The organism is Synechocystis salina LEGE 00031 (assembly GCF_015207985.1).
Lineage (GTDB): Bacteria > Cyanobacteriota > Cyanobacteriia > Cyanobacteriales > Microcystaceae > Synechocystis > Synechocystis salina.
The window spans coordinates 45839-52284 of record NZ_JADEVV010000029.1 but is presented as its reverse complement, the minus strand read 5'-3'; the positions used below and the strand labels follow the sequence as shown (position 1 = coordinate 52284).

Genomic DNA, 6446 nt, shown 5'->3' with positions numbered 1-6446 from the left:
AGACAGCCCGTAGCCCCCGCTCCTGCTCCCATGCCCGTCCGTGGTCTTTGGTAAGCCGTCTGGTTACGCGATGAACTTATTTTACCGGCTTCTTTAATAGCTGGATTTAGTGTCTATATTCTCCTAAGCGTTGTGTTCACAGCGCTTTTTTAGCGATCGCCATTTATCCGCAAGTAATTAAAGTTCCCGTCGTCCCTCCAGGGCCCGAGCCAGGGTAACCTCATCGGCATATTCCAAATCTCCCCCCATGGGTAAACCAAAGGCAATGCGGGTAACTTTGGTAAAAGGTTGCAGTAATTTACCCAGATACAAAGTGGTGGTTTCCCCTTCCACGCTGGGACTAATGGCTAAAATCACCTCGGCAATTTCCGGCTGACTAACCCGATGTAATAGGGGCTGAATGGTCAACTGCTCCGGGCCAATGCCGTCCATGGGGGAAATTACCCCGCCCAAGACATGGTACTTGCCCCGAAATTCCCTGGTTTTTTCCAAGGCAATTACATCCCTGGGATCACTGACCACACAGATAACACTGTTATCCCGTTGGGGATGGCGACAAATGTCACAGACGGGCTCAGCGGATAAATGGAAGCATACCTGGCATTGCCCCACCCTTTTTTTAGCGTCGAGGAGGGCTTGGGCTAAGTTTTCTACCTCCGCATCGGGGCGCTTGAGGAGGTGGAGAGCAAGACGTTGGGCCGTTTTTGGTCCCACACTGGGGAGCCGTTGCAATTGTTCAATGAGACGGGCTAGGGGAGGAGTGTAAATGGCGCCAAGACCTCCTGGTGCGAGAGAAATTTTACTAATGGGGTCAAGTAAATAGCCGTAGAAACCAAGAGCTGATGGGCAATGGAATCGACGGCCATCTTCCACATATATTGTGCTACGCTATCGCCAATTATCGGCAAAACTTTCCGGGGTAATGTTTAATTCAGCGTAGATAGACCACCTGTTTGAACTTTATCCATTCCTTGTCCACCCGTATTTCCTATGCCTCAAACCAAAGCCCACCTGAGAGTGACTACCCATTCCTGGCCCGGAGGTTTTCTGGCTGGGGAAGTACGGGCCGGGAACTATGAATGGCAATTTCACTGGAATTTTCGGGGGGGCAAATTGCGAGTACAGCCTTCCCTTGGGCGATCGCTCATTTTTGAGCCCCTGGGACGTTTTTTAGAACGGAGTGATTATCAATTGGAGCCGGGGGGTGACTATGAATTCATTCTCCGCAGTCGGCTTTAGAGATTGCTTGAAAAGCCCCCTGGCCCTGAAGTTTTGGGGGAAACTGGAGAAAAATCCCCCAGAGTTGCGGTCGCCTTAGTGGGTAAGCTGAGACTTTGCCAACAGGCTCTAGGCTCGACTTTGTCTATTCAGGAAGCATAACAAAGTAGACGAGACCAGGTATGGAATAACCGGGCAGGAATTTTTACCACATGAGTCTTGTCTGAAGATGTCGGAAAAGTCTGGAATTGCCATAATCGCTTCCTGACCAAGGCTAAAGCATCCACTTGACAACATGGGCATGGCTTGAGCGTACTGGGTCTCTATAGATACCCCCAGCTGCAATCTGTTTTCCCCAGCAGCAGTCTATTCTACCGTCTAATCCCAACAGTAGCGTGCCAGTGGGGATAAACTCTGCCGGCCCCGTTGTTTATATCGTTAAACGCTCGTTGCTAGTCCCACATAACTGACTTAAAATTCTAAAATTTTAGAGGGGGTATTCCATAATTCAAGTTGTACTGATAGCATTGCCGACGGGATAGGGCATTTCTCCTTTTTTTTGAAATTGCCTACGCTGATATCGCCATTTTAGCTTCTCTTTTCTGATAGAAGAGCGATATCACAAAATTACTAAGGAGTTCTAATTGGGCCAAGACTTCCATCAGCATTTCCGTCATTGGACAAATATTCGCCATTTATGATCTTAGTCAAGATCGCAGTCTATTGTCCCAAGCAGATTAATACCGGTAAAACACCCCCTTAAAAATTGTCAGAAATAGTTTGGGTGGGGAACTCATTGGGGGGAGCAATTATGCCATTGGTGCGGCGGAACTGGTCAATCTCTTTGATTAAGGCTCCCTCAGATTTTTGGCTAATCAAATAAAACTTGAACTCCTGATCTTGGCTAAGGTAGGCTGCGTGGGCTGCACCATTCTCCACTAGGGGGCGGAAACTTTCATCCCGGGCTACATATAACTGGAAGAAAGGCACCATCACCGCAGAACCGTAGGCATGGAGCAAGTTAGGGTCGGGCAAGTTTAAGTTAACTGCTTCCACTGATTCCACTACGTTTTTGATGTTGGCATCAATTTTGGAGAAGTCCACATGAGCTTGCCCCTCCATCAGTGTTAGGTACTTGTCCCGGCTGGCTAGGCGAGGAAAAGAACGGGCCTGCTCCAACACAAAGGGGGTGGCGGGATCATAACTTCCCCCCAGCAGTAGCACAGGCACAGTTACCCGATGCAACCCTGATACGCCGAAGAGGGCACTATTGACCGGATTAGCCGCTAGCACCGCTACTACCCGGGGATCGCGAAAGTCGTAGTCAGACCTGGGCAGGGTCAAAGCATCGCACTGTAGTAGGAGGGCGGTATTCGGTACCCCTTGGCCAATGGTACACTCCGATTCTAAAAAGTCCCAATCAATGGTGGCTCCGGCCACGGCCAAAGCCCCATAACCACCAAAGGAGTGGCCACCCACCCCCACTTCCGTTAGGTTAAGGCGATCGCCAAATTCACTGGCATTACGGCGTTCCAACTCATCGATGACATAACTGATGTCCTTGGGTCGGTCAATAAATTCCGTGGGATAGTAACCTTGGCGAGAAGTGCGGTTGAGCAGAGCCTGGGCCTGGAGAATGTCACTACCGGGGTGTTGGGGCAGAGCCACTACAAAACCATAGGAAGCCATTTTTTCGGCGGCAACATCGAAATCTTCAGGGCGAGAGGCTAAACCATGGGAAAAAACTAAAACTGGAGTTTTACCCGGTTTCCAGCGTTGGGGACGGTACACATCCACATAAAAACGACGGTTACGACTTTGGTCAGTTAACCACCAGGTTTCCTTGGGAGCCACACCGTAGGGGCCCATTTCAGTGGGGTCAGGCAAGACGCTAAAGTCAATCTCCCCTTCTGAAGCGGCTTCAATTTCCGAGAGGGCAATCATTTTCTGGATAAAGTGTTGGGACGCATTGACTAACAGTTGGGCTGCCCTGGCCCTCTGTTCTACGACTTCCCCTTGGAAATGAATGTCGGTGGGATACTTCCTAATAAAATTGATCAGGCTTAATCCCCCCTCGGGATCCTGAGCAGCCTGGACGATCGCCGCCCGAATGCCATATTTGGAGTTAGCTCCCCAAGGCGCATTGAGAATAAACGCGGCCCGAGCTAAGGAATCTTCCCCCAGACTAGTGTTAAAAAAGTTGCTGAGCACAACGGGGTCCACCTCTGCCCGGAGCCCCATGATTTCCCTTAATTTGGTTAATTTTTCTTCGGAGGCTCCCACTAGGTTGAATAAAAAGCTGAGATTGGAGTCCACAGTGCCATCTTGCACAAATCGTTCCAGGGATTCCACCCGCACTGTCAACTTAATGGGCCCGTAGGTAAAAAAGATATTTTCTGCGGTTTTGCCCGGCAATTGGACGGCGATCGCCGTGAGAGTTCCCAAACAAATGGACTGCAACCAACGACGGAGGTTTGAGGGGAAGGTGACCATGGAAGTCATATTAGGATTAATAAGGGGCGGGAACAACCAAGTTGCTGGACTGGAGCAATAGGCAAGAAACCTGAGCTAATTCTAGGCAATTTTTTTGCCATTGCCCCTAACGTAAAGTTATTTTTTTCTTCGTTACCTTTTGTTACCTAAAATTCAACAGAGGCAATCTAGACTGGACCTTTTGTCACCGTTGCTCCGTCCACGGAATGGGGGATAATCTAGACGAGATCATTAGGGACCCTGACTATGCAAAAAGCCGACGAATTTGCCATCCACCTGTTTTTGGCCAATGGCCATCGGGAAGAAGTCCGCTTCATGACCATTCAAGATTTTCAAAAATGGTACAGCAACGAAGTTGTGCCCAAGCACGACTCCCAGGAATTTATCAGTGTGCCGATCAAAAATATTCAAGGCGAGTACATGGTGGTGCGACCTTCGGCGATCGTTGCCATCCGGGTGGAACCAATTTTCTTTGGCAGTGTGGAGCGCATGTAATCCATTGTGTATAATCTTGATACAGAATGGGGTTTTGCACTTCCCTTGATGCCCCCATTACCGTGAACGTGCATGGATCAGTCCCTAACCCAAGATCGTCCCCTAGCGGCAGTGTTTCGACGCTTAGGCAGTGAGTTGATGCCCCCGGTGGTGGAAACTTTTGATCGGAGTAAAACAATTTTTTTTCCTGGGGATCCGGCGGAACGGGTTTATTTTTTGCTCAAGGGAGCGGTTAAGTTATCTCGGGTCTACGAAGCAGGGGAAGAGATCACCGTCGCTCTGCTGAGGGAGAACAGTGTTTTTGGGGTATTATCGTTAGTTACAGGGCAACGTTCTGACCGTTTTTATCACGCAGTGGCTTTTACTCCGGTGGAGTTGCTGTCTGCCCCCATTGAACAGGTGGAACAGGCTCTCAAGGAGCATCCCGATCTCTCATTGTTAATGTTGCAGGGCCTTTCTTCCCGCATCCTCCAGACGGAAATGATGATTGAAACCCTAGCCCACCGGGACATGGGTTCTCGTTTGGTTAGCTTTTTGTTGATCCTCTGTAGAGATTTTGGTGTACCTGCCCCGGACGGCATTCGCATTGACCTCAAGTTATCCCACCAGGCGATCGCCGAAGCCATTGGTTCCACCAGGGTAACGGTGACCAGGCTCTTGGGGGATTTGCGGGAAGGCAATATGATCTCCATCACGAAAAAGAAAATTACCGTGCATAATCCCGTTGCTCTCAGTCAACAGTTTACCTAGCCACCCCCTATGACCAGTGCCTATATTCTGGTTCTTTCTGTCCTGGTCCTGGGCGGGATCATTGCTGCGCTGGGGGATCATTTAGGCAGTAAGGTGGGGAAAGCTCGCCTACGCTTGTTTACACTACGACCCCGACAAACGGCAGTGGTGTTGACAGTGATTACTGGTACCCTAATTTCCGCTTCCACCCTAGGTATTTTGTTCACTTTTAGTAAATCCCTGCGGGAAGGGGTATTTCAACTGGATGATATTTTGGGTCAGTTGAGGGTGGCCAAAGCAGAATTGGAGCAGGCTAGCCAAGCCAAAGAGGAGATTGAATCAGAATTGAGTGCAGTACGCCAGGAGCAAAAGTTAGTACAAGAGCGGAGTCGAGAGTTAGACCGTAATTACACCAGGGCATTGCAACTGTTGCGTCGGGTATCCCAGCAATCCCGAAATTTGCGCCAGGAAGTGACTAATCTGTCGGCGGAAAGGGCGGAGTTAAATCAACAAAAGGACTCCCTATTGGCGGAAGCCACGGAGCTCCAGAGTCAAGTGAAGTTGCGGGACCAGGAATTGTCCAAACGCCAGGAACGCATTGCTCAACAGGAGAAAGTCCTTGCCCGCCAGCAGGAACAGGTGAAGTCTTTGGAGCAGAGGTTTGCTTCTTTGGAAGCCCAGCGCCAACAACTACAGGCGGAAATCAATCAACGGGACACCAAAATTGATCAACTCGACCAGGCGATCGCCGCTAAAGATAATGACATCCAGGTGCGGGAAGAAAAATTACAGGGGCTAGAAACGGAACTCAGTTTTCTGCAAAGGGAAGTGGAAGAACTAGAGCGTTATTACCAAGATTACCAAGAATTACGGGGGCAACAAATTGCCATTCTGCGGGGTCAGTTATTGGCCTTTGGTGGCCTAAAGGTGGTAAGCACCGAAGCTGTCAGTGCTGCGGTGGACCAATTATTACGTCAGGCCAATCGCACCGCTCTGCAATTGGTCAAAACCCCCAATATGCCAGTGCCCGATGAACCCATTGTTCGGGTGACCACAGCCCAGGTAGATAGCATTAAAAACCAACTGCAACCAGGGCAGGAATATGTTATTCGGGTACTGTCGGCGGGGAACTATGTGCAGGAAGAAAGGGAAATTCGCGTCTTTTTCGACGTGGTGCCTAACCGTCAAGTTTTCCGAGAATCTGAAACCATTGCCACCATTTCTCTCGAATCCTCTGACTTTAGCGAAGTTGATGTCCAAAAACGGATTGATTATCTCCTCGCTGCCGCCCAATTCCGAGCTCGTCGGGAAGGCATTCTGGGACCCATTCAGGTGGAAGATGGACGCATTAAAACCCTAATTGATTTTATTGAACAACTCCGTCGCCAATCTGATAATCCCCCCAATGAGGTGCGGGCGATCGCCGCTGAAAATACGTCGGTGGTGGGACCGCTAAAAATCAGGATTATTGCCCTGAGGGGCAATGAAATTGTCTTTGAAAACTGATGGGC

Annotated in this window: 5 protein-coding genes and 1 pseudogene; 4 read left to right on the top strand and 2 right to left on the bottom strand. The window is 49.7% G+C overall.

Annotation, left to right across the window (positions count from 1 at the left end; all coding sequences use genetic code 11):
* Positions 1–177: 177 nt before the first annotated feature.
* Positions 178–875: pseudogene (gene recR / locus IQ217_RS11280) on the bottom strand (recombination mediator RecR).
* Positions 876–990: 115 nt separating this feature from the next.
* Here recR and IQ217_RS11275 point away from each other — a divergent pair.
* Complete coding sequence (locus IQ217_RS11275) at positions 991–1239, top strand: DUF3146 family protein (RefSeq protein ID WP_190598731.1); 249 nt, start codon at positions 991–993, stop codon at positions 1237–1239.
* 738 nt (positions 1240–1977) lie between these two features.
* Here IQ217_RS11275 and IQ217_RS11270 read toward each other — a convergent pair.
* Complete coding sequence (locus IQ217_RS11270) at positions 1978–3711, bottom strand: alpha/beta hydrolase (RefSeq protein WP_228016751.1); 1734 nt, start codon at positions 3709–3711, stop codon at positions 1978–1980.
* Positions 3712–3957: 246 nt separating this feature from the next.
* Between IQ217_RS11270 and IQ217_RS11265 the strand changes: the two genes are divergently transcribed.
* The 3 genes from IQ217_RS11265 (at position 3958) to IQ217_RS11255 (ending at position 6441) form a co-directional block, all read left to right on the top strand.
* The gene (locus tag IQ217_RS11265) at positions 3958–4206 is read left to right on the top strand and encodes a hypothetical protein (RefSeq protein WP_162328209.1); all 249 of its coding nucleotides are present in this window, start codon (positions 3958–3960) and stop codon (positions 4204–4206) included.
* A gap of 72 nt (positions 4207–4278) precedes the next feature.
* Positions 4279–4956 (top strand): global nitrogen regulator NtcA, encoded by a 678-nt coding sequence (ntcA, locus tag IQ217_RS11260; RefSeq protein WP_010872636.1) that lies wholly within the window; start codon positions 4279–4281, stop codon positions 4954–4956.
* Between the two features lie 9 nt (positions 4957–4965).
* Positions 4966–6441 (top strand): DUF3084 domain-containing protein, encoded by a 1476-nt coding sequence (locus IQ217_RS11255; protein ID WP_190598732.1) that lies wholly within the window; start codon positions 4966–4968, stop codon positions 6439–6441.
* Positions 6442–6446: the final 5 nt, after the last annotated feature.